The organism is Stutzerimonas sp. VN223-3 (assembly GCF_045999685.1).
Lineage (GTDB): Bacteria > Pseudomonadota > Gammaproteobacteria > Pseudomonadales > Pseudomonadaceae > Stutzerimonas > Stutzerimonas stutzeri_AR.
On sequence record NZ_RBEC01000001.1, the window covers coordinates 1,930,649 to 1,956,877 of the forward strand.

Annotated in this window: 23 protein-coding genes; 16 read left to right on the top strand and 7 right to left on the bottom strand. The window is 56.4% G+C overall.

Translation table 11 applies throughout. The features are described 5' to 3' along the window. Positions 1–31: 31 nt before the first annotated feature. Entirely contained in the window at positions 32–655 is a 624-nt protein-coding gene (lolA, locus tag D7241_RS08695; RefSeq protein WP_408101147.1) for an outer membrane lipoprotein chaperone LolA, read from the bottom strand. Positions 656–671: 16 nt separating this feature from the next. Next, positions 672–3,074, bottom strand: a complete 2,403-nt coding sequence (gene ftsK, locus D7241_RS08700) for a DNA translocase FtsK (RefSeq protein ID WP_408101148.1) — start codon at positions 3,072–3,074, stop codon at positions 672–674. A 213-nt stretch (positions 3,075–3,287) separates the two neighbouring features. Between ftsK and trxB the strand changes: the two genes are divergently transcribed. The 4 genes from trxB to infA all read left to right on the top strand — a co-directional run bounded on the left by trxB (position 3,288) and on the right by infA (position 6,042). Next, positions 3,288–4,235: a thioredoxin-disulfide reductase gene (trxB, locus tag D7241_RS08705; protein ID WP_255976925.1), complete on the top strand. Its 948-nt coding sequence runs from the start codon at positions 3,288–3,290 to the stop codon at positions 4,233–4,235. A gap of 50 nt (positions 4,236–4,285) precedes the next feature. After that, entirely contained in the window at positions 4,286–4,966 is a 681-nt protein-coding gene (aat, locus tag D7241_RS08710; protein ID WP_408101150.1) for a leucyl/phenylalanyl-tRNA--protein transferase, read from the top strand. 52 nt (positions 4,967–5,018) lie between these two features. Further along, on the top strand, positions 5,019–5,726 hold the full coding sequence (locus tag D7241_RS08715; RefSeq protein ID WP_255976926.1) for an arginyltransferase: 708 nt from the start codon (positions 5,019–5,021) through the stop codon (positions 5,724–5,726). Between the two features lie 97 nt (positions 5,727–5,823). Then, on the top strand, positions 5,824–6,042 hold the full coding sequence (gene infA, locus D7241_RS08720; protein WP_002553999.1) for a translation initiation factor IF-1: 219 nt from the start codon (positions 5,824–5,826) through the stop codon (positions 6,040–6,042). Between the two features lie 175 nt (positions 6,043–6,217). On the opposite strand, the gene clpA is transcribed toward infA, so the two are convergent. Together clpA and clpS are read right to left on the bottom strand one after the other, a co-directional pair. Then, complete coding sequence (gene clpA, locus D7241_RS08725; RefSeq protein WP_408101151.1) at positions 6,218–8,488, bottom strand: ATP-dependent Clp protease ATP-binding subunit ClpA; 2,271 nt, start codon at positions 8,486–8,488, stop codon at positions 6,218–6,220. A gap of 30 nt (positions 8,489–8,518) precedes the next feature. Beyond that, on the bottom strand, positions 8,519–8,881 hold the full coding sequence (clpS, locus tag D7241_RS08730) for an ATP-dependent Clp protease adapter ClpS (RefSeq protein ID WP_408101152.1): 363 nt from the start codon (positions 8,879–8,881) through the stop codon (positions 8,519–8,521). Positions 8,882–9,095: 214 nt separating this feature from the next. On the opposite strand from clpS, the gene cspD reads away from it, so the two are divergent. Then, entirely contained in the window at positions 9,096–9,353 is a 258-nt protein-coding gene (cspD, locus tag D7241_RS08735) for a cold shock domain-containing protein CspD (protein ID WP_408101153.1), read from the top strand. 51 nt (positions 9,354–9,404) lie between these two features. Here the strand turns inward: cspD and icd are convergent, their stop codons facing one another. Continuing rightward, positions 9,405–10,661 (bottom strand): NADP-dependent isocitrate dehydrogenase, encoded by a 1,257-nt coding sequence (icd, locus tag D7241_RS08740; RefSeq protein WP_408101154.1) that lies wholly within the window; start codon positions 10,659–10,661, stop codon positions 9,405–9,407. A gap of 367 nt (positions 10,662–11,028) precedes the next feature. Between icd and D7241_RS08745 the strand changes: the two genes are divergently transcribed. From D7241_RS08745 to D7241_RS08790, 10 genes are all read left to right on the top strand, one after another. Beyond that, positions 11,029–13,254, top strand: coding sequence for an NADP-dependent isocitrate dehydrogenase (locus D7241_RS08745; protein WP_408101155.1), 2,226 nt, complete (start codon positions 11,029–11,031; stop codon positions 13,252–13,254). 124 nt (positions 13,255–13,378) lie between these two features. Continuing rightward, complete coding sequence (locus tag D7241_RS08750) at positions 13,379–13,819, top strand: NUDIX hydrolase (RefSeq protein ID WP_408101156.1); 441 nt, start codon at positions 13,379–13,381, stop codon at positions 13,817–13,819. A 72-nt stretch (positions 13,820–13,891) separates the two neighbouring features. Beyond that, entirely contained in the window at positions 13,892–15,022 is a 1,131-nt protein-coding gene (gene mnmA / locus D7241_RS08755) for a tRNA 2-thiouridine(34) synthase MnmA (RefSeq protein ID WP_408101157.1), read from the top strand. Continuing rightward, complete coding sequence (hflD, locus tag D7241_RS08760) at positions 15,019–15,642, top strand: high frequency lysogenization protein HflD (protein ID WP_255976941.1); 624 nt, start codon at positions 15,019–15,021, stop codon at positions 15,640–15,642. Before mnmA ends, hflD begins: the two co-directional genes overlap by 4 nt. 111 nt (positions 15,643–15,753) lie before the next feature. Beyond that, positions 15,754–17,124 (top strand): adenylosuccinate lyase, encoded by a 1,371-nt coding sequence (gene purB / locus D7241_RS08765; protein ID WP_408101158.1) that lies wholly within the window; start codon positions 15,754–15,756, stop codon positions 17,122–17,124. Positions 17,125–17,201: 77 nt separating this feature from the next. Beyond that, the gene (locus tag D7241_RS08770) at positions 17,202–18,368 is read left to right on the top strand and encodes a JmjC domain-containing protein (protein WP_408101159.1); all 1,167 of its coding nucleotides are present in this window, start codon (positions 17,202–17,204) and stop codon (positions 18,366–18,368) included. Further along, the gene (locus D7241_RS08775) at positions 18,361–18,786 is read left to right on the top strand and encodes a GNAT family N-acetyltransferase (RefSeq protein ID WP_408101160.1); all 426 of its coding nucleotides are present in this window, start codon (positions 18,361–18,363) and stop codon (positions 18,784–18,786) included. The genes D7241_RS08770 and D7241_RS08775 overlap by 8 nt, the downstream gene beginning before the upstream one ends. Before the next feature lie 7 nt (positions 18,787–18,793). After that, positions 18,794–19,423 (top strand): histone acetyltransferase HPA2, encoded by a 630-nt coding sequence (locus D7241_RS08780; protein WP_408101161.1) that lies wholly within the window; start codon positions 18,794–18,796, stop codon positions 19,421–19,423. Further along, positions 19,420–20,226, top strand: coding sequence for a secretin N-terminal domain-containing protein (locus tag D7241_RS08785; protein ID WP_408101162.1), 807 nt, complete (start codon positions 19,420–19,422; stop codon positions 20,224–20,226). Before D7241_RS08780 ends, D7241_RS08785 begins: the two co-directional genes overlap by 4 nt. 507 nt (positions 20,227–20,733) lie before the next feature. After that, on the top strand, positions 20,734–22,329 hold the full coding sequence (locus tag D7241_RS08790; RefSeq protein WP_408101163.1) for an isocitrate lyase: 1,596 nt from the start codon (positions 20,734–20,736) through the stop codon (positions 22,327–22,329). A 512-nt stretch (positions 22,330–22,841) separates the two neighbouring features. Here the strand turns inward: D7241_RS08790 and D7241_RS08795 are convergent. Together D7241_RS08795 and D7241_RS08800 are read right to left on the bottom strand one after the other, a co-directional pair. Next, complete coding sequence (locus tag D7241_RS08795) at positions 22,842–23,900, bottom strand: AI-2E family transporter (RefSeq protein WP_408101214.1); 1,059 nt, start codon at positions 23,898–23,900, stop codon at positions 22,842–22,844. Positions 23,901–24,033: 133 nt separating this feature from the next. Next, a complete protein-coding gene (locus tag D7241_RS08800) occupies positions 24,034–25,350 on the bottom strand; it encodes a Na+/H+ antiporter family protein (protein WP_408101164.1) in 1,317 nt (438 codons plus the stop codon). 207 nt (positions 25,351–25,557) lie between these two features. On the opposite strand from D7241_RS08800, the gene queD reads away from it, so the two are divergent. Continuing rightward, positions 25,558–25,914: a 6-carboxytetrahydropterin synthase QueD gene (queD, locus tag D7241_RS08805; RefSeq protein ID WP_408101165.1), complete on the top strand. Its 357-nt coding sequence runs from the start codon at positions 25,558–25,560 to the stop codon at positions 25,912–25,914. Positions 25,915–26,229: the final 315 nt, after the last annotated feature.

Consider the following 26,229-nt stretch of genomic DNA (forward strand, 5'->3'; position numbering starts at 1 on the left):
GCCGTGTCGGTTGACGAAACGTCACTCGAAGTCACTCGGAGATGACATCAGTCCCTTCGGGGATTTCGAAGGTGAACAGGTCCGGCTTTAGCGGTTCGTTGAGCCTGACATTCTGAAACAGGATATTGGTGCGCTGGCCAACACCATCGATCATCTGCATGTCATTGATCACACCGCCGCGGAACGACAGGCGAAGGCTGTCGAACAAGGTGTCCTTGGCTTTCGGCTTGAGGGTGAAATCAACCACTTCTCCCGCCTCCTGATGTGACACTTCGAAATTCTCGCTGATGGCCGAAACGTCCCCAGAGAGCAACAACGCCGGCGTATGCGTCAAACGTCGGTCCAGGGTCTGGATCGTCACTTGCTCCAGGTCTGGGTCATACAGCCAGACCTTCTTGCCGTCAGAAACCAGCAGTTGCTCCATGGGTTCATCGGTGTGCCAGCGAAACTTTCCTGGGCGCTGCAAAGCCATCTCGCCGGAGGTTTCCTGCAGCTGGGTCCCGGTACCGTCGAGTGATAGCTGGGAAAAGCGGCCGGTCAGGGTTTCAGCTTTTTGCAGCAGCCCCGTAAGGCGCTCTGCAGAGCCTTGGTCGGCATGCGCAGGAACCAGCCAGAGCAGCAGAGCAGACGCGAACAGCAAGCGAATCAATTGCATGTAACCTCGATGCGACTCAATCGCGGATGGGAGGCGGCGCGAGCACTTCGCGCGAGCCGTTGGTATTCATGGATGTCACAACGCCGGCCATTTCCATGGATTCGATCATGCGGGCGGCGCGGTTGTAGCCGATCTTCAGCTTGCGCTGCACGGCGGAAATCGACGCACGACGGCTTTCGGTTACGAAGCGAACTGCCTCGTCGTACAGCGGATCGTCCTCGCTGTCTTCGCCGCTTCCGCCGTCACCACCACCATCAAAGCCGCTACCGGACTCTTCGGCGCCGACTAGAATTTCCTCAATGTAATCTGGGGCACCTCGTGCCTTCCAGGCCTCGACTACGCGGTGCACTTCGTCATCCGAGACGAAGGCGCCATGTACGCGGATCGGCAATCCTGTGCCCGGAGGCAAATAGAGCATGTCGCCATGGCCGAGCAGTTGCTCAGCGCCGCCCTGGTCGAGAATGGTGCGTGAGTCGATTTTGCTCGATACCTGGAACGCCATACGGGTCGGAATGTTGGCTTTGATCAAACCAGTAATCACGTCAACCGATGGTCGCTGGGTGGCCAGGATCAAATGGATCCCTGCCGCTCGAGCCTTTTGTGCGATGCGCGCGATCAGCTCTTCAACTTTTTTGCCGACGATCATCATCATGTCGGCGAATTCGTCCACCACCACGACAATGGTCGGCAGCTTCTTCAACAGTGGCGCCTCGTCCTCCATGCTTTCGCGACGATACAGCGGATCGGTAAGCGGCGTCCCGGCCTCCTCCGCTTCCTTGACCTTACGGTTGAAGCCAGCCAGGTTGCGCACACCCATGGCAGCCATCAGCTTATAGCGGCGCTCCATCTCGGCGACGCTCCAACGCAACGCGTTGGCTGCCTCTTTCATGTCGGTCACAACCGGACAGAGCAGATGCGGAATGCCTTCGTAGATCGACAGCTCGAGCATCTTTGGGTCGATCATGATCAGCCGCGCATCTTCTGGTGTGGACTTGAACAGGATGGACAGGATCATCGCGTTCACGCCAACCGATTTACCCGAGCCGGTGGTACCTGCGACCAGCAGGTGCGGCATCTTCGCGAGGTCGGCGATCACCGGTTTACCGCCGATATCATGACCAAGCGCGATGGTTACCGGCGACTTGGCATCGTCATAAGGCGCAGACGAAAGGACTTCCGAGAACCGCACGATCTGCCGGTCCTCATTGGGAATCTCGATGCCGACCGTCGTCTTGCCGGGGATGACTTCGACGACGCGCACACTGATCACCGCCAGCGAGCGCGCCAAGTCCTTGGCAAGGTTTGAGATGCGACTGACCTTGACGCCAGCCGCCGGTTGGATTTCGAAGCGAGTAATCACCGGGCCGGGATGTACGGACTCGACGATGACTTCGACGCCAAATTCCTTCAGCTTGATTTCGAGCAGCCGCGACATGGCTTCCAGCGACTCGGGCGAATATTGCTTCTGCTGCTTTTCGGCGACGTCTAGCAACGAAAGTGGTGGCACACTGCCTTCGATTAGCGGATCGACGAACAGGTTGGCCTGCTTTTCCTTCAGCGCTCGCTTACTCTGTTCAACCGGCTTTGGCGGTGCCGCTGGCGCAATCATCGGTGCCGGGCGCTTGTCGCGCTCGCTCATATGCTTGCTCAGGGATTCTTCGCGCTCGAGCAAGCGCTCCCTCACCTTTGCACGCTCACGTCGATCAGAGAGCGAACCTGCCACATCATTGACTACGTCGTCGGCTTCGCGGAGTTGCGCGACTATCTGCTTGCGTTCGTTACGGGCCGACCACCAACGACTGAAGAAGCTCTGGATCAGCTCGATCAGGTCGAGCGTAATCTTGCCGGTCAGGTCCATCACCTTGAACCAGGAAAGGTCAGTGAATACCGTCAGGCCGAACAGAAAGAACGCGAGCAGCAGCAATGTACTGCCTTGCACGTTGAGTGCAGCTTCGGCGAGCTGACCAAGACTCTCACCCAGCGCACCGCCAGCCGAAGCAGGCAGATTGTTGGCGAACTGGAAATGTATATAGGCCAGCGCGGAGCCGGAGAGAATTAGAAATACGAGCCCGATCAATCGCCAGGAAAATAACCAGCCGTTCCATGCCCAGGGCTGATGACGAGCACGAAACACCTGCCAGGTCTTGATACCCAGTAGCAACGGAAACAGAAACGCAAAATACCCGAGCACCATGAACAGGACATCGGCGAACCAGGCCCCAGCACGACCGGCGGCGTTCTGTACCTGCTGAACGTTGCTGGTATGGGTCCAGCCGGGATCAGTCGGATCGTAGGTTAGCAATGCCATCCAGAGATACGCGCACAATGCACCGAGCGCGATCAAGGCACCCTCTTTGAGACGGTACTGCAATTGCTGCCGCCAGACGGACGCTGGCGCGGTAGAGGAGGTATTCTTCAAAACGCTTTATTTCCTGCGCCAGCGGCGCGCTCTATGAACCGTAGTCAGCTTGAATCTGGGCATTGTACGGGTTTGTCGATTCGATGGCATGCCGGTTCCGTGCCGGCTTGGGCTTTTCTCAATGCTTCGGTGTAGCATAAACGCCAGTTTTTTCAGCGTGGCTCGACTGGAGCACGCTTCTCTATTGGCAACAAAGGCTTATGAGGGCTTTTTATGAATGAAGTCAAGCATTCACGTCTGATCATCCTCGGCTCGGGCCCTGCCGGTTATACCGCCGCGGTATATGCCGCCCGCGCCAACTTGAAACCCGTCATGATCACCGGCATCCAGCCAGGTGGACAGCTCACCACCACGACCGAGGTGGATAACTGGCCGGGAGACGTCGAAGGCCTCACCGGCCCGGCGTTGATGGAACGGATGCAAAAGCACGCGGAACGCTTCGACACCGAAGTGGTGTTCGATCACATCCACACTGCCGAACTGCAGCAGCGCCCCTTCATCCTCAAGGGCGATAGCGCCACCTACAGCTGCGATGCCCTGATCATCGCGACAGGCGCCTCGGCACAATATCTTGGCTTGCCGTCGGAAGAGGCGTTCGCAGGACGCGGCGTTTCGGCTTGCGCCACCTGCGATGGTTTCTTCTATCGCAACCAGGTGGTCGCCGTGATTGGTGGTGGCAACACAGCGGTGGAGGAAGCGCTCTACCTGTCGAATATCGCCAAAGAGGTGCACCTGATTCATCGTCGCGACAAGCTGCGCTCGGAGAAGATCCTGCAGGACAAGATCATGGAGAAAGCCGCTAACGGAAATATCCGCCTGCACTGGAACCACACGCTGGAGGAAGTGCTGGGAGACGCCAGCGGCGTTACTGGCGTGCGCCTGAAAAGTGCGCTGTCGGGTGCGGAGCAGAAGCTCGAACTGTCGGGCGTGTTCATCGCCATCGGTCACAAGCCCAACACCGACCTTTTCCAGGACCAGCTTGAGATGAAGGACGGCTACCTCAAGATCAAGGGCGGCAGCGAGGGTGACGCGACCTGCACAACCATTCCAGGCGTATTCGCGGCAGGCGATGTGGCTGACCACGTGTATCGCCAGGCGATTACCTCTGCCGGTGCAGGCTGTATGGCCGCGCTCGATGCCGAGAAGTATCTGGACCAGTGATCCCTTTTGGCGGATGCCCTTCGCATCCGCCTCATCCTGACCTATTCACTATGCTGACCTGGCTGCAGCGCGACGACCTGTCGTTCCCCCCGCTCGAAAAGGCCATGCGCGAGCCCAGCGGATTGCTCGCGGCTGGAGGCGATCTCTCGCCCGAGCGCTTGATCGCCGCCTACCGACATGGTTGCTTCCCCTGGTATCAAGATGGACAACCGTTGCTCTGGTGGTCACCTGACCCTCGCACGGTTCTTTATCCCGACGAACTGCATGTCTCGCGCAGCCTGGGTAAGAAGCTGCGCCAGGGAACATTTAACGTTACTTTCGATCGCGCCTTTCGAGATGTTGTTCAGGCCTGCGCCGGACCACGCAGCTATACCGATGGCACCTGGATCACCACACCGATGCAGGACGCTTACACAAAGCTGCATCAGCTCGGCGTCGCACACTCAATCGAAGTCTGGCAAGACCAACGGTTAGTCGGCGGCCTCTACGGCCTTGCCATCGGTCAACTATTCTTCGGCGAATCAATGTTCAGTCGCACGACCGATGCGTCCAAGGTGGGATTCGTGACATTGGTGGAACATCTCCGAGACTGGGGCTTCAAATTGATTGACTGCCAGATGCCGACGCAACATCTAGCCAGTTTCGGCGCCAGGGGAATTTCCCGTAAAACCTTCGCCGAGACGCTCGCCAGGCACTTGGACGAACCCAACTCAGCCCGATGGGAGTCCTAGTCGACGAAGCCAAGCTGACCTACACTGACTTCATGATTTTCGAGAGCTGACCATGACTTCACTGGCTCGTCTCAAGTTCTACGCTACCCAGCCGCACGCGTGCAGCTACCTGCCCGACGAACAGGCCACCACGCTCTTCCTCGACCCCAGCCAGCCGATGGATGTACAGGTGTATGCCGAGCTATCGGAAATGGGGTTCCGTCGCAGCGGCGATCACCTTTATCGCCCCCACTGTCAGCGCTGTACGGCCTGTATTCCCGCGCGAATTCCGGCAGACGGGTTAGAGCTCAATCGCCAGCAGAAACGCATCCTCAAACGTAACGCGGACTTGGTCGTCACGAGTGTCCGTCCCTCGTTCACCGAAGAGTATTACTCGCTCTACGCAACCTATATAGAGCAGCGCCACGCTGACGGTGACATGTATCCGCCGAGCCGTGATCAGTTCCATACATTCCTGGTCCGCGACCTGCCATTCTCCCGTTTCTATGAGTTCCGCCTCGATGGTCGTCTGCTCGCGCTGGCGGTGACCGACGTGCTGCCCAACGGGTTGTCCGCTGTGTATACCTTCTACGATCCTGGAGAGGAGCGCCGCAGCCTTGGCCGCTTCGCAATCTTGTGGCAAGTCAGCGAGGCAGCGCGGTTAGGGCTGAAGGCAATCTATTTGGGCTATTGGATCAAGAATTGCCGCAAGATGAACTACAAGACTGAATATCGACCAATTGAACTGCTAGTCAACCAACGCTGGATTACTCTGAGCTGAACCCTTGGCTCTCGGGGCCCTTTCAGGCACAATACTTGCCGCTTTTACCCGGACATTCTTGTGCGGGGCAATCATTGAACACCGAGGGCTTTACTGAATGTCGAAAGAAGACAGCTTCGAAATGGAAGGTACTGTCGTCGACACCCTGCCCAACACCATGTTTCGTGTGGAGTTGGAAAATGGGCACGTCGTTACTGCGCATATTTCCGGAAAGATGCGCAAGAACTACATCCGGATTCTCACCGGTGACAAGGTTCGTGTAGAACTGACCCCTTACGATTTAAGCAAAGGTCGCATCACCTACCGCGCCCGCTAACGGGACGCGAGAAAGAATGCCCGGTAAATAACCGGGCTTTTTTGTTTGTGCTGCATCACGACCCAACTAGAAACACGCCTGTAATCCAGGTTAGTTAGACAGCGGTTTTTGACACACAAGCCGGACAGAAAAACGCCCAGCAATGCCAGGCGTGTTCGTTCCCACCCTCACTAGGTCAAGCTAGCTCCGCCGTGGTTTCGAAATCGAAGAACGGCTCTCCGTCACGAATATCAATGTGAACCACACCACCATGCTCAGCCAATTCGCCGAATAGGATCTCCTCCGCTAGCGGTCGCTTGATCTTGTCCTGAATCAGACGAGCCATTGGCCGTGCGCCCATCTGCGCATCGTAGCCGCGTTCAGCCAGCCAGCCGCGCGCCGCGTCCGATACCTCGAGCGTAACGTGCTTGTCCTCAAGCTGCGCCTGCAGTTCGATGAGGAACTTGTCGACGATGCTTTTGATGACTTCGTGGCTGAGGCGACCGAACTGGATGATGGTATCCAGACGATTACGAAACTCCGGCGTGAAGCTCTTTTTGATCACCTCCATCGCATCGGATGCATGATCCTGATGGGTGAAGCCAATCGAAGCGCGCGCCGCAGTCTCCGCACCGGCGTTGGTCGTCATGATCAAAATGACATTGCGAAAATCTGCTTTGCGCCCATTGTTATCCGTCAGAGTGCCGTGATCCATTACCTGCAGCAGCAAATTGAACACTTCCGGATGCGCTTTCTCGATCTCATCCAGAAGCAGTACACAATGTGGCTGCTTGGTTATTGCCTCGGTCAACAATCCACCCTGATCGAAGCCGACATAACCGGGAGGCGCACCGATCAGCCGCGACACGGTATGGCGCTCCATGTATTCGGACATATCGAAGCGCACCAGCTCGATACCAAGAGCCCTTGCCAGCTGACGCGCAGCTTCTGTCTTACCGACCCCGGTGGGGCCTGCAAAAAGAAACGAACCTACCGGTTTGTCCGGCGCCTTCAGCCCTGCACGGGACAGCTTGATGGCTGTCGCAAGCGAATCAATTGCATCGTCCTGACCGAAGACAGTCAGCTTGAGGTCACGCTCGAGGTTGCGCAGCAGTTCTTTATCGGAAGTACTAACATGCTTGGGTGGAATACGCGCGATTTTGGCGACTATGTCTTCAACCTGCTCGACATCAATGCGCGCGAGGCGCTTTTCTTCTGGCTGTAGACGTTGATAAGCGCCCGCCTCGTCGATGACATCAATCGCCTTGTCTGGCATGTGGCGGTCGTTTATATAGCGCGCAGCCAACTCCGCAGCTGCACGGAGTGACTCGTCGCTGTATTCGATGTTGTGATGCTGCTCGAAACGGCCCTTCAGCCCTCGCAGAATCCCGATAGTGTCCTCGACGGATGGCTCGGAAACGTCGACCTTTTGGAAGCGCCGGGCCAACGCTCGATCCTTCTCGAAGATTCCACGAAACTCCTGAAATGTAGTCGAGCCGATGCAGCGGATTTCACCGGAAGAGAGCAGCGGCTTGAGCAGGTTGGAAGCATCCATCACGCCGCCCGACGCCGCTCCCGCTCCGATGATGGTATGGATCTCGTCAATGAACAGGACTGCTTGAGGGCGCTTGCGAAGCTCATTCAACAGCGCCTTGAAGCGCTTCTCAAAGTCGCCTCGATATTTGGTGCCGGCAAGCAAGGCACCGAGATCCAGCGAATAAACGACGCTATTGGCGAGTAGCTCAGGCACCTGATTGTCTACGATGCGCTTGGCCAACCCTTCGGCAATCGCGGTTTTGCCGACCCCCGCCTCACCGACGAGCAATGGATTGTTTTTACGGCGACGTGCCAGAATTTGAGCGACGCGTTCGACCTCGTGCTCGCGCCCCACCAGCGGATCGATACGACCCTGACGGGCCAAATCGTTAAGATTGCTCGCGTAGGCGTCGAGCGGGTTGCCTGCTGCGGAGGATTCGCCACCCTCTTCGTCCTGCATTTCCGAATCACTTTCAGCGTTGCCGCTGTTGCCCGGCACTTTGGAAATTCCATGGGCGATATAATTGACGACATCAATACGCGCAACATTCTGCTGCTTGAGCAGGAACACCGCCTGGCTTTCCTGCTCGCTGAAAATCGCAACCAGGACGTTCGCGCCAGTGACTTCGCGTTTTCCGGAGCTCTGAACGTGGAAAACGGCACGCTGAAGCACCCTCTGGAAGCCCAGGGTTGGCTGAGTCTCGCGCTCTTCATCGTGCTGAGGAATCAACGGCGTGGTGGAGTCAATGAACTCCTGTAGATCGTGTCGCAATTTATCGAGGCTGGCTCCGCAGGCGCGCAAAACCGTTGCGGCTGCTTCATTGTCCAGCAAGGCTAACAAGAGATGCTCGACCGTCATGAATTCATGACGCTTGGTACGAGCCTCCTTGAAAGCCAGATTCAGAGTGACTTCGAGCTCACGGTTCAACATAGCTTTCACCTCTTACCCAGCAGTCGGGGTTTAACCGTCCTTCTCGATCTCACAAAGCAGCGGATGCTGGCATTCCCTTGCATATTGATTGACCTGCATCGCTTTGGTTTCAGCGACGTCCCGCGTGTAGACACCACAGACAGCCCGCCCTTCGGTATGAACCGCCAGCATAATCTTGGTGGCAAGCTCCCGATTGTGATTGAAAATTCCTTCGAGCACCTCCACGACGAAATCCATCGGCGTGTAGTCGTCATTAAACATGACAACTTTGAACATGGGTGGTGCCTTCAGTTGCGGCTTGGCTTCTTCGACCGCCAAGCTGGAAGCGTCATCGTCCAGCGGCTCAGGACGATCTTGATTGGATATTAGTCGAATCTCTGGAGATGCACGCATGCGTATAACAGTTCTAGGTGGGGGCGCCGTGGCCGGGTAATTGGAAGGGCTTCACAGCCACCTGACGAGTCGCCTTGACTATCGGCAAAACGATGATACAACCAGTATGTGCCACAACGGCAACGGGCTGCGCGCGTGGGGCCATGTGCTGCATCAGCGCGGAATGAAATGGATGTTACTCCAGTGATGGACTTCTTTGCAGAGGGATAACAGCATGCTAAGCGGTAAGGTCAAGTGGTTCAACAACGCCAAGGGCTATGGATTCATCGTAGCAGACGGCGGCGATGAGGACCTGTTCGCCCACTACTCTGCCATTCAGATGGAAGGGTATAGAACTCTCAAGGCTGGGCAAGCGGTCATGTTCGATATTCTGCAAGGTCCCAAGGGCCTGCATGCAACCAATATCAGGTCGTTGCCAACCACTGCGGATGCAGTAGCGCCTGTCACGCAGGATTCCGCCGTAGAAGCCTGATCTCAGGTAACGAAAAGGCCGATCAGTGATCGGCCTTTTCGTTATGCCTGTTTACATGTGGGAGATCATGGCGTCGCCGAACTCAGAGCAGGACATCAGCTTTGCTCCGTCCATCAGGCGCTCGAAGTCATAGGTCACTGTCTTGGCATCGATTGCGCGTTCGGTTGACTTGATGATCAGATCAGCAGCCTCGATCCAGCCCATGTGACGTAGCATCATTTCGGCAGAAAGGATCAGCGAGCCCGGGTTGACCTTGTCCTGACCGGCATACTTCGGCGCGGTACCATGGGTCGCTTCGAACATGGCTACGGTGTCGGACAGGTTGGCACCCGGCGCGATGCCGATACCACCAACCTCTGCCGCCAAAGCATCGGAAAGGTAGTCGCCATTGAGGTTGAGTGTAGCGATCACGTCGTACTCGGCCGGACGCAACAGGATTTGCTGCAGCATGGCGTCGGCGATAGCATCCTTGACCACGATGCTCTTGCCGGTAACAGGGTTCTTGAACTGCATCCAAGGCCCACCATCGAGCAATTCGGCGCCGAATTCGTCACGCGCCACCTCGTAGCCCCACTCCTTGAAGGCACCTTCGGTGAACTTCATGATGTTGCCCTTGTGAACCAGAGTCACCGAGCTGCGATCATTGTCCACGGCGTATTGCAGAGCCTTGCGAACCAGACGCTTGGTGCCTTCCAGTGAAACCGGCTTGATGCCGATACCGCAGTTTTCGGTGAAGCGGATCTTCTTGACGCCCATTTCCTCGGTGAGGAATTTAATAACCTTTTCGCACTCAGGAGAGCCAGCCTTCCACTCGACACCGGCGTAAATATCTTCCGAGTTCTCGCGAAAAATGACCATGTCTACGTCGGCGGGCTTCTTTACTGGGCTGGGCACGCCAGTAAACCAGCGAACCGGGCGCTGGCATACATAGAGATCAAGCTCCTGACGCAGCGCGACGTTCAGCGAGCGAATACCACCACCGACCGGAGTGGTCAGCGGGCCTTTAATAGACACCACGTAGTCGCGAACCACTTCCAGGGTTTCCTTCGGCAACCAGGTGTCTTGGTCGTACACCTGAGTCGCCTTCTCGCCAGCGTAGATTTCCATCCAGGCAATCTTGCGCTTGCCGCCGTAGGCTTTTTCAACAGCCGCATCGACCACCTTGATCATCACTGGACTGATATCAACACCAATACCGTCACCTTCTATGTAAGGGATGATCGGATTGTTGGGGACGTTCAGGGTGTTATCGGCATTGACGGTGATTTTGTCACCGCTCGCAGGCACCTGGATCTTTTGGTATCCCATGCTGGACTCCGTTTCTGTGGTTAAACATTAAACAGTGGTCATCTCCGAAGAGTACCCCAGTTGAATCGGCCGAAACCATATGTGCGTTCGTCTTATGGTCTGGGCATTCTTAGACAACAGGGCGCGGTGATATACTGCTTAGGTGACTAACGAGTCATGAGGAGCAAAGCCGATCTCTAACGAGAACTTTTCTTCTGAAACCGCCTGACTGCCAACCGCAGCCGGGCGGATCAATGCTCAATTCAAAGTGGTGCAACCAACATCATCGCGGCGAATCCTCGATTTCTGGCTCAACGAACGCAGCCAGAGCGCCTACCTGCGCACTTCGAGATTCTGTGCACGCTCAGCAAGAGAGAGATAACTCTACATGTCCACCCGCTCGAAGATTATCTACACCTTCACCGACGAAGCCCCGGCGCTGGCCACTTATTCGCTTCTGCCAATTGTAGAAGCCTTTGCTGCCTCCGCAGGCATAGCCGTCGAAACACGTGACATCTCTCTTGCAGGACGCATTCTTGCAAGCTTTGCCGACCAACTGAATGCAGACAAGCGGATCGACGACGATCTCGCGAAGCTGGCGGTTCTGGCTACCAAGCCGGAAGCCAACATCATCAAGCTGCCGAACATCAGCGCTTCGGTACCACAGCTGCGCAACGCCATCGCCGAGCTCCAGGCCCAAGGCTACAACGTTCCGGACTTCCCAGAAGATCCAAGCACCGATGCCGAGAAAGAGATCCGTGCGCGTTACAGCAAGGTACTTGGTAGTGCCGTGAATCCGGTACTACGAGAAGGCAACTCCGACCGCCGTGCACCTGCAGCAGTCAAGGCATTCGCCCGCAAGCACCCGCATTCTATGGGCAAGTGGAGCATGGCGTCTCAGTCCCACGCCGATTACATGCGCGGCGGCGACTTCTTCTCCAGCGAGCAATCGATCACCATGGCGAAGGCTGGTGACGTACGCCTCGAGTTCGTTGGCAAAGACGGCAAGGTTGAAGTCAAGAAGCAGCTCTCGCTCGAAGAAGGCGAAGTTCTGGATAGCATGTTCATGAGCTGCAAGAAACTACGCGAGTTCCTCGAAAAGTCCCTGCAGGACTGCAAGGAAACCGGCGTCATGTGGTCGCTTCACGTCAAAGCAACCATGATGAAAATCTCCCACCCGATCGTCTTCGGCCACGCCGTGAGCGTCTACTACAAGGAAGCGTTCGATAAGTACGCCGACCTTTTCAAGGAACTGGGCGTCAACCCGAACAACGGGCTGAGTAGCGTCCACGACAAGATCAAGAGTCTGCCTGCATCGCAGCAGGAAGAGATACTCGACGATATCCACGCTTGTTACACCGGTCGTCCGGAAATGGCGATGGTGGATTCGGTCAAGGGCATCACCAACCTGCATATCCCCAGCGACGTGATCGTCGACGCTTCGATGCCGGCGATGATTCGCAGCTCCGGCCAGATGTGGGGCAAGGACGGCAAACTGAAAGACACCAAGGCGGTGATGCCGGAAAGCACCTATGCACGTATCTATCAGGAAATGATCAACTTCTGCAAAACCAATGGTGCGTTCGACCCAACCACCATGGGCACCGTGCCAAACGTTGGTCTGATGGCGCAGAAAGCGGAGGAATATGGCTCTCACGACAAGACCTTCGAGATGACCACCGATGGCACCATGCGCGTTGTGCTGGCCGACGGCACCGTACTTATGCAACACGAAGTGGAGTCTGGTGACATCTGGCGTGCCTGCCAGACCAAGGACGCGCCAATCCGCGACTGGGTCAAGCTGGCAGTCACCCGCGCCCGTCAGTCCAACACGCCAGCGATCTTCTGGCTCGACCCAGAACGCGCCCACGACCGCGAGCTGCAGAAAAAAGTCGAAACCTACCTGCAGGATCACGACCTGACCGGCCTGGACATCCGCATGATGGGCTACAACGAAGCCATCCGCGTAAGCATGGAGCGCCTGGTTCGCGGCCAGGACACGATCTCGGTGACCGGCAACGTCTTGCGTGATTACCTGACCGACCTGTTCCCGATCATGGAGCTTGGCACGTCGGCCAAGATGCTCTCGATCGTCCCGTTGATGGCGGGTGGCGGCATGTACGAAACCGGTGCTGGCGGCTCTGCACCCAAGCACGTGCAACAACTGGTCGAAGAAAACCACCTGCGCTGGGATTCGCTCGGTGAGTTCCTGGCGCTTGCGGTATCGCTTGAAGAAACCGGAATCAAGACGGGCAACGCGAAAGCCAAGGTACTCGGCAAGACGCTGGACGCAGCGACCGGCAAACTGCTGGACAACAACAAGTCTCCGTCACGCCGCACTGGTGAATTGGACAACCGCGGCAGCCACTTCTACCTGGCCCTGTACTGGGCCCAAGAGTTGGCCGCACAGACTGAGGACCCGGAGCTACAGGCCCATTTCGCACCGCTGGCGAAGCAGCTGACCGAAAACGAAGCTGCCATTGTCGCCGAGCTTGCCGAAGTACAGGGCAAGCCTGTAGAGATCGGTGGCTACTACCGCTCCAACCCGGAGCTGACAAGCCAGGTCATGCGCCCGAGCGCGACCTTCAACGCTGCGCTCGCTGCAATGGTCTGAGTGCAACCGGTCGCCTAATGGCGACACGGCGACTGAAACCCCGGCCTAGCGCCGGGGTTTTTATTTTTTCAAACCGGCCTTCATCGTTACTATGGTCGCCACCAATGAACAAAAGATCTGCAATATGACTTGGCATCCGCATATCACTGTCGCCACCATCGTCGAAAACAACGGCCGCTTTCTGCTGGTCGAAGAGCTGAAAGCTGGCCAACTGGTGCTGAACCAACCAGCAGGACACCTCGAACCCAACGAAACCCTACGCCAAGCAGCAATACGTGAAACGCTCGAAGAGACCGGCTGGGATGTCGAGCTAACCGGCGTGGTCGGCATCTATTTATATGTCGCCCCGAGCAATGGAGTGACTTACCAGCGGATCTGTTTCGCTGCTAATCCTGTTCGCCACCATCCGCAGCGCGAACTCGATAGCGGGATCGTTGCCGCCCCCTGGCTGAGCCGTGACGAATTGCTGGCCCAGCCGGCGCGCTGGCGCAGCGAACTGGTACCGCGCTGCATCGATGACTATCTCAGCGGCTCGCTTTACGACTTGGGGATAGTGCGCGACTGATCCACGCTCTTAGCCTTGGCGCCACCAGCCTGTTAGAATTTCATCTTTTTGCCAGCCCCTCCCCGAGTTCCTATGCCTGATGCGACCTTCACCAGCCCCGAAAGCCTTCGTGTCATAGTTGGCATGTCCGGGGGCGTCGACTCTTCGGTTTCCGCCCTGCTTTTGCTTGAGCAGGGGTATCAGGTCGAAGGCCTGTTCATGAAGAACTGGGAAGAAGATGACGGCACCGAATACTGCACCGCACGCGAAGATCTGGCGGATGCCCAGGCCGTCTGTGACCGTATCGGTATAAAGCTGCACACTGCCAATTTCGCCGCCGAGTACTGGGACAATGTATTCGAGCATTTTCTCGCCGAATATAAGGCTGGGCGGACACCGAACCCGGACATTCTGTGTAACCGCGAAATCAAATTCAAAGCGTTCCTCGATTACGCCCTGACGCTTGGTGCGGACATGATTGCCACCGGACACTACGTGCGTCGCCGTGACATTGACGGGCGCAGTGAGCTGCTCAAGGGGCTTGATCCGAACAAGGACCAAAGCTACTTCCTCCACGCCGTTGGCGGTGAGCAGCTGAGCAAGACACTGTTTCCGGTGGGTGAGCTGGAAAAGCCAGCAGTCCGGGCAATTGCCGAGAAGCATGGCCTGGTGACAGCGAAGAAAAAAGATTCGACCGGTATCTGCTTTATTGGCGAACGCCGGTTCAGCGACTTTCTCAAACAGTACCTACCGGCACAGCCCGGCAACATCGAGACGATAGATGGCGAAGCCATCGGCCGTCATCATGGCCTCATGTACCACACTATCGGCCAGCGTCAGGGACTTGGCATCGGTGGCCTGAAAGACGCAGGCGACGAGCCGTGGTACGTACTGAACAAAGATCTTGAGCGCAACGTATTGGTTGTTGGCCAAGGCAATGATCACCCGTGGCTGTTCTCCCGCGCTCTGCTCGCCTCTGAGATCTATTGGGTCAACCCTGCCGAGCTTTCCGTACCGCTGCAGCTCACGGCCAAGGTACGTTACCGCCAAGGCGATCAAACCTGCACACTGGAACAGATCGCCAACGGCTATCGGGTCGTATTCGACGAGCCTCAACGCGCCGTGACGCCGGGGCAATCCGTCGTGTTCTATGACGGTCAGATATGCCTGGGCGGTGGCGTGATCGAAACTGCCGAACCCTGGTTCGCCGGAGCCCGCCCATGACGCCATTACAGGAACAGCTGGTGGCGCTCGGTGCGGTATTCGAGGCTGCAACGCTGGTCGACCGAATCGCTAGAACCGGACAGGTATCCAATACAGCACTCGGCTGCATGCTGGGTAGTCTGCTGGTCCGTGAGGAAAAGCCCGCGCTGGAAGTCTATGGCGGGGACGACTTGAACCTGCGCGACGGCTATCGAGCCCTCGTCGGCGCACTGGAGCGCGACACCAGCAGTCTGCAACGCGAGCCGCTGCGCTATGCACTAGCGATGATTGGGTTGGAACGTCAGCTCGACAAGCGTAGCGATCTGTTGCAGGTCATTGGAAACCGCCTGAATCAGATACAGCAGCAGGTCGACCACTTTGACCTAACCCACGAGAACGTCATTGCTTCCTTCGGGGGGTTGTACCAGGACACCCTGAGTACCTTTCGTCAGCGCATCCAGGTGCAGGGCGACATGCGCCACCTTCAACAGAGCGACAACGCTGCGAAGATCCGCGCACTTCTCTTGGCGGGGATTCGTTCCGCAAGGCTCTGGCGCCAGCTTGGCGGCCACCGTTGGCAGATGGTTTTCAGCCGCCGCAAACTGCTTGATGCGCTTTATCCGCTACTGCGGACGGAATAAGCCTAGACGACCCGATGCAGTAACCGTTCTAGCCGCGTCGCAGCCATCCAACCGCTTTCATGTATAATCTGCGCCCTCTTTTCGTTGCTCGACTGTCCGAGAATGCCCTCTATGCAGCTTTCCTCGCTCACCGCGGTTTCCCCCGTCGATGGCCGCTACGCCGGCAAAACCAGCGCACTGCGCCCTATATTCAGCGAGTTCGGCCTGATTCGCTGCCGCGTTCAGGTTGAAGTTCGCTGGCTGCAACGCCTGGCCGCCCATAGTGGCATTCTGGAAGTTACACCGTTTTCCGCGCAAGCCAATGCACTGCTCGACCAGCTAGCCGAGAACTTTCAGCTTGAGCATGCCGAACGCGTAAAGGAATTCGAGCGCACCACCAACCACGACGTCAAAGCCGTGGAATATCTGCTCAAAGAGCAAGCCAAGCAGCTACCCGAGCTCGCTAAGGTCAACGAATTCATCCATTTCGCCTGCACGAGCGAAGACATCAACAATCTGTCCCATGCCTTGATGTTGCGTGAAGGTCGTGACGATGTACTGCTACCACTGATGCGCCAGCTGGCCAACGCCATCCGTGCGCTAGCGATCGAGCACGCCGACGTTCCTATGTTGTCCCGCACCCATGGCCAACCCGCCTCGCCAACCACTCTGGGCAAGGAACTGGCCAACGTGGTCTATCGTCTCGAGCGGCAGATCGTACAGGTGGCGGCCGTCCCGCTGCTTGGCAAAATCAACGGTGCGGTCGGCAACTACAACGCACATCTGTCCGCCTATCCCGATATCGATTGGGAAGCCAATGCGCGCGCATTCATCGAAGGTGACCTGGGCCTGACCTGGAACCCCTACACCACCCAGATCGAACCTCATGACTACATTGCCGAGCTGTTCGATGCCGTGGCGCGCTTCAATACCATCCTTATCGACTTCGATCGCGACATCTGGGGCTACATTTCGCTTGGCTATTTCAAGCAGCGCACCGTAGCTGGCGAAATCGGTTCTTCAACGATGCCGCACAAAGTCAACCCGATCGATTTCGAGAACTCCGAGGGCAACCTGGGTATCGCCAACGCACTGCTGCAACATCTGGCAAGCAAGTTGCCAGTCTCCCGCTGGCAGCGTGATCTGACCGACTCCACCGTATTACGCAATCTGGGCGTCGGTTTTGCTCACAGCGTCATCGCCTACGAGGCGAGCCTTAAGGGTATTGGCAAGCTAGAACTCAACGAAGCGCGAATCGCCGAAGATCTCGATAATTGCTGGGAAGTGCTGGCTGAGCCGATCCAGACGGTTATGCGCCGCTACGCCATTGAGAACCCATACGAAAAACTCAAGGAGTTGACTCGAGGCAAAGGCATCAGCCCTGAGGCCCTGCAGACTTTCATCGATGGCCTGGATATGCCGACCGAAGCCAAGGAGGCGCTGCGCAGACTCACCCCGGCTGCTTATATTGGCAACGCAGCCGCCCAGGCCAAGCGGGTCTAAGCGAACCCTTCTCTTTGCACGCCCGGCTGTGCCGGGCGTTTTTATTTGTAGCTCTGTAGCAGAGCAAGGTACCTTGCATGACTTCCGATATTCCTTTGCAAATCCTAGGCGGCATCAGTGCGCGCGAATTCCTGCGTGATTACTGGCAGAAGAAGCCCCTCCTCATCCGCCAGGCGATTCCCTCCTTCGAAAGCCCTGTTTCGCCCGACGAGCTGGCCGGCCTGTCGCTGGAAGAGGAAGTCGAGTCCCGCCTGGTGGTGGAGCACGGAGATAGTCCCTGGGAGCTTCGTCGAGGACCGTTCAGTGAAGACACCTACCAGAATCTGCCGGAGCGGGACTGGACACTCCTCGTGCAGGCAGTCGACCAACTGGTGCCGGAAGTCGCCGAACTCATCGAGCATTTCCGTTTCCTGCCTAACTGGCGCATCGACGACGTAATGGTCAGCTTTGCTGCCCCGGGTGGCGGCGTCGGTCCGCACTTCGACAACTACGACGTCTTTCTCCTTCAAGCCCACGGTCAGCGCCGTTGGCGGGTGGGCCAGACGTGTGATGGCGACACCCCGATGCTGCAACATGCGGACCTGCGCATCCTTGCGGATTTCCAAGGCACCGATGAATGGATTCTGGAGCCCGGCGACATGCTGTATCTGCCGCCTCGACTGGCGCATTTCGGCACCGCTGAAGATGCCTGCATGACCTATTCGCTCGGCTTCAGAGCCCCAAGTGCGGCTGAAGTGCTGACTCACTTCACCGACTTCCTCGCACAGTTTCTGCCCGATGAAGAACGTTACAGCGACGCTGACCTAGTCCCCGCCGAAGACCCACACCAGATCCAGAGCGATGCACTTGGTCGCTTGCGGGCAATGCTCACCGAACATATGGGCGACGAGCGTCTGCTGCTCACCTGGTTTGGCCAGTTCATGACCGAGCCTCGCTACCCGGAACGGGTGCAAGGCTCAGATCTCGAAGAGCAGGAGCTACTCGCTGCGCTGGGCAACGGTGCAATCCTGATTCGTAATCTCAGCGCGCGGCTGGCTTGGAGCGAAGTTGACATCGGCCTGCTGCTGTTTGCGAGCGGCCAGAGCCGGTTGCTTCCTTCCCACTTGAAAGACTTGCTGAAACTTATTTGCTCGGCTGATGCAATACATGCGGAAAACCTCGCACCGTGGCTGAACGACGAGGATGGGCGTAATCTGGTGTGGCAATTGGTCAAACAGGGAAGTCTGGAGTTTGCTGATGAGTGATATAGAAGTTCGCATCGCCGACTGGCAGCAGGACAACGCGGAACTGCGGCGGATTCGAGAGACTGTATTCATCGCCGAACAATCGGTTCCGCCCGAGCTCGAATGGGACGCCGACGATGCGGAGGCCGTGCATTTCCTGGCACTTGAGAGCGGCTACCCCATCGGTACCGCACGGTTACTGACCGACGGCCATATCGGTCGCGTTTCGGTACTTCGCGACTGGCGCGGAATGCATGTTGGAGGTGCCTTGATGAAAGCCGCTATTACCGAAGCCGAGCGCCGCGGCCTCAGCGAACAGCGGCTCACCGCGCAGGTCCATGCTACAGCATTCTACGAGCGGCTCGGCTTTGAAGTAGTGAGCGACGAGTTTCTGGAAGCTGGCCTGCCACACGTCGATATGCTTCGAAAAAGCGGCTAAACCAGCCATGAGCATAGACGACTCAGATCGCCCGATGGCCGTAACCAACTTGGCCGCTATCGACTTTCGATCGCCGGGTCGTTTTCCCGTCGGCAACCCACAGCGCCAGCAGAGCCGAACGGATGAATGGCAACCCGCTCCTTTTATTTTGGGAGTTACGCCAACAACTCAACCATTCGACTCGCCCGACGCAGCGCGCCAGCATGCACTGGCTTTACTCGTGCAGGCGCGACGCAGTTTGAGCTTGTATAGCCCGGACCTAGAATCCTGGCTTTACAACCACAACAGTATTCAGCAGGCATGCACGCGCTTTCTTCTGGCGCACCCACGCAATCGCCTGCGCATTCTACTCGGTGATTCATCACGGGCAGTCAAACAGGGCCATCGGCTGCTAACTCTGGCGCGCCGATTGACCAGCAATATGCAGATCCGCAAACTCCATCCCGATTATCCGGCACAAGCGTGCGCCTTTCTGGTGGCTGATGATTGCGGCGTGCTGGTTCGTCCTGAGCCAGCTCAGTTCACCGGCCATGCGTTCTACCAGGACCCTGGTCGAGCACGTCAACGCCAGCGTCAATTCGATACCGCTTGGGACCACAGCCTGCCCGACCCGGACTTGCGGAGCTTTTTGCTATGACTTGCCGTACTCTCGCCGCTCTCTCGTTACTGATCAGCATGTCGATCCACGCGGCAACCGAGGTAATCCCTTTGCACTTCCGCATGGCTGAAGATGTGCTACCGATTGCGCAGTCTGTAGTTGGCGACCAGGGCAAGGTGAACGCGTACGGCAATCAATTAATTGTCAACGCTCCCGTCGCAGTCATAAGCGAATTGCGGGAAGTACTGTCCCAACTGGACAACGAGCCCAGACGATTGCTTATCAGCGTAGATGCCCAGAATTCGGCAATCGGCAATGAAGGCGGTTACCGCGTCGATGGGTCGACCGAGATCGGCGGCGTCGAAGCCCGAACGGGGCGCGGCGAGAAGGAGGGCCGCGATCAAGTTCGCATCATCCGCCGCAGCACAACCAGTCAAGGCAGCGGCGTTCATCAGGTCCAGACAACCGAGGGCTACCCTGCCCTCATCCAGGTCGGTCAAAGCGTGCCGATCACCACAAGCGGCACTGATGGTTACGGCCAAATCTATCAGCAGACCCAGTACCGTAATGTCACGCGCGGCTTTTATGCCACGGCGACTGTTCATGGTGACCGGGTACAGATCACCATCAGCAGCCATCAGGACCGAATGAGCTCTACCCAGCCAGGCGCGATAGATATCCAGGAAACCGATACCCGCGTAAGCGGACGACTCGGCGAGTGGATTTCACTCGGCGGTGTTGATGAAAGCGCCAGTTCCAACCAGAGCGGGACGCTTCGGCGCTATTCCACACAAGGCCGGCAAGACCTCTCGCTACGATTGAAAGTAGACACGCTCGATTAAGAAAGTTCGGCCATTCCGAAGCTTGTGTAAAAAAAATGTAGTGCCTCAAAAAAAGCACTACAAAACATTTGACGAACCTTTTTTGACAGCGCATGATGGCCCCGCTCCCGCTAACCAGGGGCCCTGGCAAGGGCCTCCGGATCGCGCTCAGCCAACCAGCAGAGGCGTTCCGTGACTGTACTGCCCACAAGGCGGACTGACGAGGTTGCGACTGGAACGAGTCGTCCTGAGGGACGGGGAAGCGATTAACGCATCAGCTCGAGACGTCAGTTCTGCTGAGTCGCCCAATGGTCCCCATGCCGTTGTGTGCCGGAATGCCACGACCATTCCGCAGCTAGCTGAATCTCTGGCGGTCGTGACTGCAAACCCTCCTCCTTGGTTCAATCCTCGTCCCGGTCGGTATTTCGACGCTCTGCCGCGTGTTGCCTCGCTGATCAGCGCTAGCACGTAGGTTTCGGTGGGAAAGTCGGTGCTCAACCAAACACGAATTTCTTGAAAGGATTGACCATGTCCGCTTATCAAAACGACATCAAAGCCGTTGCCGCTCTGAAAGAAGTAGCTGGAAGCAGCTGGAGCGCTATCAACCCTGAGTCCGTGGCTCGCATGCGCGCTCAGAACCGCTTCAAGACCGGTCTGGAAATCGCTCAGTACACCGCTGACATCATGCGTAAGGACATGGCTGAGTACGACGCTGACTCGTCGGTTTACACTCAGTCACTGGGTTGCTGGCATGGCTTCATCGGTCAGCAGAAGCTGATCTCCATTAAGAAGCACCTGAAGACCACCAACAAGCGCTACCTCTACCTATCGGGCTGGATGGTCGCGGCGCTGCGTTCGGAGTTCGGCCCGCTGCCGGACCAGTCGATGCATGAGAAGACTGCCGTCTCCGACCTGATCGAGGAGCTGTACACCTTCCTGCGCCAAGCTGATAGCCGCGAACTGGACCTGCTGTTCACGGCCCTGGACGCCGCTCGTGAAGCTGGCGACACTGCCAAGGCGACCGAAATCCAGAACCAAATCGACAATCATGAAACCCACATTGTCCCGATCATTGCCGACATCGACGCCGGCTTTGGTAACCCGGAAGCCACCTACCTGCTGGCCAAGCGCATGATCGAAGCTGGCGCCTGCTGCATCCAGATCGAAAACCAGGTTTCGGATGAGAAGCAGTGTGGCCACCAGGACGGTAAAGTGACAGTTCCTCACGCCGACTTCCTCGCCAAGATCGCTGCCGTTCGTTACGCGTTCCTGGAACTGGGCATCGACAACGGCGTAATCGTTGCGCGTACCGACTCCTTGGGTGCCGGCCTGACCAAGCAGATCGCAGTGACCAAAGAGCCGGGCGACCTGGGCGACCTGTATAACTCCTTCCTGGATTGCGAAGAAATCACCGAAGCCGAACTGGGCAACGGCGATGTCGTGATCAAGCGCGAAGGCAAGCTGTTGCGTCCGAAGCGTCTGCCGTCCAACCTGTTCCAGTTCCGCAAGGGCACGGGCGAAGCACGCTGCGTACTGGATTGCATCACTAGCTTGCAGAACGGCGCCGACCTGCTGTGGATCGAAACCGAGAAGCCGCACGTTGGCCAGATTGCGGCCATGGTCAACGAAATCCGCAAGACCATTCCAGATGCCAAGCTGGTCTACAACAACAGCCCGTCGTTCAACTGGACTCTGAACTTCCGTCAGCAGGTGTTCGACGCCATGACCGCTGAGGGCAAGGACGTTTCCGCCTACGACCGCGCCAAGCTGATGAGCGCCGAGTACGACGAGACAGAACTGGCCCAGGTTGCTGACGAGAAGATCCGTACCTTCCAGAAGGACGGCTCAGCCAACGCCGGCATCTTCCACCACTTGATCACCCTACCGACTTACCACACTGCGGCTTTGTCGACCGACAACTTGGCCAAAGGGTATTTCGCCGATCAGGGCATGCTGGCCTACGTCAAAGGCGTACAGCGCCAAGAACTGCGTCAGGGTATTGCCTGCGTCAGGCACCAGAACATGGCTGGGTCCGACATTGGCGACAACCACAAGGAGTATTTCGCTGGCGAAGCTGCTCTGAAAGCTAGCGGTAAAGACAACACCATGAATCAGTTCCACTAAGGAGCGATTTACAGTGGGCTCCGGCCCGACCTAGTGGTGTAACGAGCCCCGCATTTGGCGGGGCTTTTTATTCTGAGAGTTTACGATCAGGCGAACTGCTCGTCGCCAGCGGCTAACTGGTCATTAGCTACCCTGTGCCAATCATAGAGTCAAAGTTCCGTCGATCACCTTCTGAAGCTGCCTCTTACTGCTGATTATCACAACATCATCTGGCAATAACGATGAGTTGCAGAGCAACCAATCTACTATCTCATATGATGTCATCAACACAGGAAGGCGAAGGTCAGATATTGTCGGCGCGACCAAAATAGATCATCCAGTGGGTGTCGTATATCCCGATAGGGGATAACCGCAACACCGAATTTCCGCACGGTGCTCGTCAATATCTAAAACCAGGCGAAACTCTACCTCAACCGACACAGGTATGACCCGACCACCAACCATGCTCCTCGACAGGACCGCGGAAGATTCATCCACCCACTAGCAGATGCTTCCGGCATAACCAGTCGCATCTAAATCGGCGATTTACCTTCAGGTGTAGTGAACAATCCCCATGCGGAGATAAATAGCGCCGCTATGAGTGGCCCGATCACAAAGCCATTCAGGCCGAACAGAGCCAGCCCACCTAACGTCGATATCAATACCAAATAGTCCGGCATTTTGGTGTCCTTGCCCACAAGGATCGGCCTAAGAATGTTGTCGACAAGGCCAATCACCAAGATGCCATAAAGCGTAAGGACAACGCCTTGGACGATCATCCCCTTCATCAGGAAATAAATTGCTACTGGCGTCCATATCAGCCCTGCACCAATCGCCGGGAGCAATGACAAAAATGCCATGAGTACGCCCCAGAGTAGCGCACCGGGAATACTGAGAACGGCAAAGATCACACCACCGAGAAAACCCTGCGTAGCAGCAACCACAACGTTACCTTTTACCGTAGCCCTGACCACGCGAGTGAATTTGCTGAAAAGTCTTCGCTTTTGATTATCGCTTAGCGGTAGCGCGCGCCTGATTCTTGCAACCAGATCTCTTCCATCGCGAATAAGAAAGAACAGCAAGTAAAGCATCACAAAGAAGCTAACCAAGAACTGAAATGTTCCCTGACCGAAGCTGAATGCCTTGGTGGCAAGAAACTGACTACCTTCCAGCGCCCCGCTAGCAAGTCGATTACGTATCTGGTCTATATCGCCAAAACCGAAGCGCTGCAGCTGTAGCTGAATCGAGGCGGGCAATAGCTCCTTTGCGCTTCCGACGAAGCTGTCTATATCGAGCTCCCCGCTTTCGATCTGCCTATATAGAGAACTGCCTTCTTGGACTAAAAGGCCGGTTATCAGAATAACCGGAAGTACCGCTACCATCAGGCAGACCAATAACGTGATTAGTGCAGTCAGATTGCGTCTGCTGCCAAGACGATCATGCAGGCGACGCTGTAGCGGAGCAAAAATGATCGCAAGAATTACGGCCCAAAACACAGCCCCGTAGAATGGAAACAGTATCCAGCCAAAGGCGATGGTTACTACGAGCAACAGGGCAAGGAATACTTTTTGCTCAAGCGTTGAATTCACAATTGGCTTCCTATTGCTGCAACGGTACCTGTTAGTCAGCAATTGGCGAAAGGAGTGCTAAATCCAATCGATTGAAGCCTTTGTCAGTGGATGCGCCGCCCCTTCGACGACGCACTGAACAAACTTGTAATGGAAATCAGAGCGTCATCGCAGCCAACCAGCCAAACCCGAGCAGCGGCAAGTTGTAATGCAAGAACGTCGGTACGACGGTATCCCAAATGTGATTGTGCTGGCCGTCCGCATTCAGGCCAGCCGTGGGCCCTAGCGTCGAGTCGGACGCTGGCGAGCCGGCATCTCCGAGCGCCCCCGCAGTACCCACCAGACTCACTATAGCCAAGGGGCCGAAACCGAGTTCCAGTCCAAGTGGGACAAAGATCGCGGCAATAATCGGAACCGTGGAGAACGAGGAGCCAATACCCATAGTAACTAGCAGACCAACCAGCAACATCACCAGGGCACCAATGGCCTTGCTATTTCCGATCCACTGTGCGGACGCATCGACAAGCGTATTCACTTGCCCGGTCTCACGCATGACTTCTGCAAACCCGGCGGCGGCGATCATGATGAAACCAATCATGGCCATCATTTTCATGCCTTCGGTAAACAGATCGTCAGCCTCTCGCCAGCGCACCACGCCAGAGACGGAAAAAATAACGAAACCTATCAGCGCACCAATAATCATCGAATCCAGCCACAGCTGCATTACAAAGGCCACAGTAACTGCCAGACCTGCTACCAGCAACGTCAGGGGGCTGTAATTGACGCTGGCCGCTTTCGATTGGTCGACCTTGACGAGATCATATACGCGTGGTTTACGGTAACTGAACATAGCTATTACCAGCCCGGTACACATACCAAGCGCAGGTATCAACATCGCCTTGCTTACGTTTATCCCACTAACATCGGCTCCACTCTTGGCGACGTTGGTGAGAAGGATTTCGTTCAGAAAGATGCTACCGAAGCCCACCGGCAAGAACATATAAGGAGTAACCAGTCCGAATGCTAGTACGCAGGCGATCAAGCGCCGATCAATATTTAACTTACTTAATACATAGAGCAGCGGTGGAACCAGGAGCGGAATAAAAGCGATATGGATTGGAAGAATGTTCTGCGACGATACTGCGACAACGAGCAGCAAACCGATCAGCATCCATTTGACCGAGCCACCCGGCTGCGATTCGTGTTTACCTACTATTGCTAGGGCACGATCAGCCAGCGCATGAGCCAGGCCACTCTTACCAATAGCCACCGCAAAGGCACCAAGCAAAGCATAGGACAACGCAACCGTGGCGCCGCCCCCTAATCCTTTATTGAAGGCCGCGAGGCTGCCCTCCAATCCTAACCCCCCCAATACTCCCCCAACGATGGCCCCGACAATCAGCGCCGCGACTACATGGACCCTACACAGGCTAAGAATCAGCATAATGCCGACTGCCGCCACTACTGCATTCATTTCAATTCCTCGAAAACGGCGTAGGCTGATAAAAAGCCGAGTATTTTGCCGCAAGACTGCAGGGCTTTCAAAGAGCCACGAGCATAGCCGAACCCATTAAATTTCTAACGGAGCAGCTCGATTCGCTCCATATCTATTCCCCGCCACACCCGTCCATAGAACTTGTAAAATTGGGGTTTCTGGCGACAACACCTATCGGATGGATCAATGGAAATATTCAAAGAGTTTACGTTCGAGTCCGCACACCGTTTGCCGCACGTACCCGACGGGCATAAATGTGGACGACTTCATGGGCACTCTTTTCGGGTGGCTCTTTATATCGAGGGCGAGGTGGATGCGCATACCGGTTGGATTCGCGACTTTGGGGAGATCAAGCAAATTTTCAAGCCAATCTACGAACGACTCGATCATAACTACCTGAACGATCTGCCAGGCTTGGAAAATCCCACCAGCGAGAATTTAGCGAAATGGATCTGGCAGGAGCTTAAACCTCTACTCCCTGAGTTGTCCCGGATTCGCATCCACGAAACCTGTACTAGTGGTTGCGAGTATCACGGCATGTAACTGCATCCTTCCATGCTGGGTTTCGCAGTCAGCAAACCGAGACCAAGTTGTAAAGCCCGCTTCGTGCCGATTCAAGCGCCATCAATCGGCAGGAAGTAAGTCGATAGCTAGATACTGTGCTGCCCTTTACGCCGATTTCACCATTTCCCAGCATGACAATAGCGCGCAAACCACAACGTGATAGGCACTAGCTGCGCTGCCCTATCATCCCGACACCTCGCAGCGCGTTTTTTTCGCCAATGAAAGCGGCCATCAGCGAGCAGCTGCAGTAAATCGTTCATAAGATCCCTCAGCCAACAAGGCACGCATCATAGC

Bases quoted from the DNA above. Each gene is read 5' to 3' on its own strand.
- lolA (WP_408101147.1), bottom strand. From the start codon at position 655: ATGCAATTGATTCGCTTGCTGTTCGCGTCTGCTCTGCTGCTCTGGCTG.
- trxB (WP_255976925.1), top strand. From the start codon at position 3,288: ATGAATGAAGTCAAGCATTCACGTCTGATCATCCTCGGCTCGGGCCCT.
- aat (WP_408101150.1), top strand. From the start codon at position 4,286: ATGCTGACCTGGCTGCAGCGCGACGACCTGTCGTTCCCCCCGCTCGAA.
- D7241_RS08715 (WP_255976926.1), top strand. From the start codon at position 5,019: ATGACTTCACTGGCTCGTCTCAAGTTCTACGCTACCCAGCCGCACGCG.
- infA (WP_002553999.1), top strand. From the start codon at position 5,824: ATGTCGAAAGAAGACAGCTTCGAAATGGAAGGTACTGTCGTCGACACC.
- clpA (WP_408101151.1), bottom strand. From the start codon at position 8,488: ATGTTGAACCGTGAGCTCGAAGTCACTCTGAATCTGGCTTTCAAGGAG.
- clpS (WP_408101152.1), bottom strand. From the start codon at position 8,881: ATGCGTGCATCTCCAGAGATTCGACTAATATCCAATCAAGATCGTCCT.
- cspD (WP_408101153.1), top strand. From the start codon at position 9,096: ATGCTAAGCGGTAAGGTCAAGTGGTTCAACAACGCCAAGGGCTATGGA.
- icd (WP_408101154.1), bottom strand. From the start codon at position 10,661: ATGGGATACCAAAAGATCCAGGTGCCTGCGAGCGGTGACAAAATCACC.
- D7241_RS08745 (WP_408101155.1), top strand. From the start codon at position 11,029: ATGTCCACCCGCTCGAAGATTATCTACACCTTCACCGACGAAGCCCCG.
- D7241_RS08750 (WP_408101156.1), top strand. From the start codon at position 13,379: ATGACTTGGCATCCGCATATCACTGTCGCCACCATCGTCGAAAACAAC.
- mnmA (WP_408101157.1), top strand. From the start codon at position 13,892: ATGCCTGATGCGACCTTCACCAGCCCCGAAAGCCTTCGTGTCATAGTT.
- hflD (WP_255976941.1), top strand. From the start codon at position 15,019: ATGACGCCATTACAGGAACAGCTGGTGGCGCTCGGTGCGGTATTCGAG.
- purB (WP_408101158.1), top strand. From the start codon at position 15,754: ATGCAGCTTTCCTCGCTCACCGCGGTTTCCCCCGTCGATGGCCGCTAC.
- D7241_RS08770 (WP_408101159.1), top strand. From the start codon at position 17,202: ATGACTTCCGATATTCCTTTGCAAATCCTAGGCGGCATCAGTGCGCGC.
- D7241_RS08775 (WP_408101160.1), top strand. From the start codon at position 18,361: ATGAGTGATATAGAAGTTCGCATCGCCGACTGGCAGCAGGACAACGCG.
- D7241_RS08780 (WP_408101161.1), top strand. From the start codon at position 18,794: ATGAGCATAGACGACTCAGATCGCCCGATGGCCGTAACCAACTTGGCC.
- D7241_RS08785 (WP_408101162.1), top strand. From the start codon at position 19,420: ATGACTTGCCGTACTCTCGCCGCTCTCTCGTTACTGATCAGCATGTCG.
- D7241_RS08790 (WP_408101163.1), top strand. From the start codon at position 20,734: ATGTCCGCTTATCAAAACGACATCAAAGCCGTTGCCGCTCTGAAAGAA.
- D7241_RS08800 (WP_408101164.1), bottom strand. From the start codon at position 25,350: ATGAATGCAGTAGTGGCGGCAGTCGGCATTATGCTGATTCTTAGCCTG.
- queD (WP_408101165.1), top strand. From the start codon at position 25,558: ATGGAAATATTCAAAGAGTTTACGTTCGAGTCCGCACACCGTTTGCCG.